This window comes from Rhodococcus sp. (in: high G+C Gram-positive bacteria), from assembly GCF_049286785.1.
In the GTDB taxonomy this organism is placed as follows: Bacteria; Actinomycetota; Actinomycetes; order Mycobacteriales; family Mycobacteriaceae; genus Rhodococcus_F.
This window is the reverse complement of the sequence record NZ_JBAQEO010000152.1, coordinates 1-2,483: the sequence shown is the minus strand read 5'-3', so window position 1 is coordinate 2,483 and position 2,483 is coordinate 1. Positions and strand designations below refer to the sequence as shown.

Sequence of the window (2,483 nt, the reverse complement as noted above, 5' to 3'; positions counted from 1 at the left end):
AAACCGGGCCGCGTGCCATAGGTACTCACACTGATGACGGCCGGCCACCAAGTAGCTGCGACCAACCCGCTACAGGTCTCCGGCACCACGAGCGCCGCACCGTTTCGGGAGCGAAAAGCGATACGCGCACGCTATCGGACATAGTGCGCAGATATCGGCCACATGACTCCTCATCAACTCCAGCCACCCTGACCGCTCAGTCAGTCAATCCCGGCATGAGTATCAAAGAGATCGACGATCCATGTTGTCGAGCCGACAGCGAAAACCACCTGAGGCCGCCAATTTGCCGCACGTCGTCGACACGAACCGTTCGAAACGTCTTCACGAATACTTCTCAGCAACTAACACTCTCAGAGCTGATCACGGCAAATGGGCCAGAATCCATTTGCGCGTCAGGCAACAGGTAACAGTTTCCTTACTGCCACAGCATTCATCGATCATCTAGCAGCCGAGTAGCGCTGCGACCCGGAAGGACTCACCGATGGCCGACCCCTCCACCTACTTGGCGAAGTCGGACGCGATGTCGCATCCGATGATCTCTTTCTTGATCTCAGTGGTGCCACCGCAAATTGTCTGGATGCGGCGATCCACGTAAACGCGGCCGATGGGATACTCCATCATGAACCCGTATCCGCCATGCAACTGCACGTACCGATCGACGACGCGCTTCTGCAGTTCACTAGCCCACCACTTGCCCTTCGACGCGTCGACGGCGGTGAGTTCGCCTGCATTCACTGCGAGTACGCACCGATCGATGTGTGACTCGGTCACCTCGATCTCCGTGAGCATCTCCACCAGCGCGAACCGGGTGTTCTGCAGGTCTCCGATCGGCTTGATGAATGCCTTGCGATCAAACACGTAATTCTTGGTCAATTCGTAGGCGGCCTTCGACACCGCAATCGCGTTGACCGCGATCGAACTGCGGTCAAGCGACTGGCTTTCCATGAGGTGGATATAGCCGCGCCCCTCGATACCGAGCAGACTGGTCGCGCGCACCCTCGCATCCTCGAACACCAGTTCCGCAGTGTCCTGGCCGGCGAGTCCCACCTTGCACCCACGGCTGAATCCGGGCATGTCCCGCTCCACTACGAAGAGCGACAATCCCTTCGATCCGGCGCTAGAATCAGTACGGGCTGCGACGATGACGAGATCGGAGTGGATACCGTTCGTGATGAACGTCCTCTGCCCGTTGATCATCCAGTCTTTCCGTTTCCGGACCGCAGTGGTCTTGAGGCCCCTGCAGGTCACTGCCAGCGCCCGGCTCGGTCATCGCGATCGCACCGATCAGTTCGCCAGCGGCTATGCCGGGCAGCCACCGCTGCTTCTATTCGTCGGTACCGAGCCCGACGATGTTCGGAATCGCAACGTCCTCCTGGCGGCTGATTCCGGAGCAGAACGACGTTGTAGCGCTCCGTGCGACCTCCGCTGCCACGACGTATCGAAACCGGTAATCGGTCACTCCCGATCCGCCGAACTCCTCCGGTGCGCCGAGCCCGACGATCCCGGCTTTGCTGGCAGCCAGCCAAGCCGAGCGGTCGATCAGCCGGTCTGCCTCCCACTGCTCATAGTTCGACTCGACCTCATGGGCGAGGAACTCGCGCACTGTCTCCCGATATACTTCGTGGTCCTTCTCGAAGATATTGCGCTCCATGGCTTCTCTCCTGCAGATAACTCACGCGTCGACGGAGGACAGGAGGCCGGCGAGGCGCTCAGAAATCAGCGCCTCTGCCCCGGTGACAATGCGTTCGACGAGTTCACCAGCGGTCGGGATGTCGTGGATGATGCCCTGGACGGTCCCGACGGTCCAGATGCCGGCCTCGGGATCGCCGTTCTCGTAGACGAGGCGACCGCGAGCGCCCGCGACGAGTTCTTGGACGTCCGGGAACTGGCCGCCGCGGTTCAGGATCTCGACGACCTCCCGGCTGACGGTGTTGCTAGCGACGCGCGCGGTGTTGCGCAGTGGCCGGAAGATCAGCTCGGTGTCGGTCTCCTTGGCCGCGACGATTGCTTCCTTGATGTTCTGGTGGGTAGGCGATTCAGCGGTGCACATGAAACGGGTGCCCATGTTGATACCGTCGGCGCCGAGAGCGAGCGCCGCGACCAACCCGCGTGCGTCCGCGAAGCCTCCCGAGGCGACCATAGGGATGGTGATCTGCTCGGCCGCGGCGGCGATCAGCACCAGACCTGGGATGTCATCCTCACCTGGGTGGCCGGCGCATTCGAAGCCGTCGATACTGATGCCGTCGACACCCGTGTCCTGTGCTTTGATCGCGTGCCGCACGCTGGTGCACTTGTGCAGCACCTTGACCCCGGCGGAATGGAAGTCGGGCAGGTGCGGTGCGGGGTTGGAACCGGCGGTCTCAACGATCTTGATCCCAGATTCGATGATGACCTGCCTGTATTCGTCGTACGGCGGTGGCGTGATCGCCGGCAGGATTGTCAGGGGCCTTACCCCCGGCTTGTGGACACGGGTGGTGGATTAC

At 61.4% G+C, this 2,483-nt stretch carries 2 pseudogenes; both read right to left on the bottom strand.

Annotation, left to right across the window (positions count from 1 at the left end):
* Positions 1-498 precede the first annotated feature (498 nt).
* Positions 499-1,651, bottom strand: a pseudogene (locus tag WAW17_RS06065) (acyl-CoA dehydrogenase family protein).
* A gap of 21 nt (positions 1,652-1,672) precedes the next feature.
* Positions 1,673-2,443, bottom strand: a pseudogene (locus tag WAW17_RS06060) (NAD(P)H-dependent flavin oxidoreductase); the annotation flags it as partial.
* Positions 2,444-2,483: the final 40 nt, after the last annotated feature.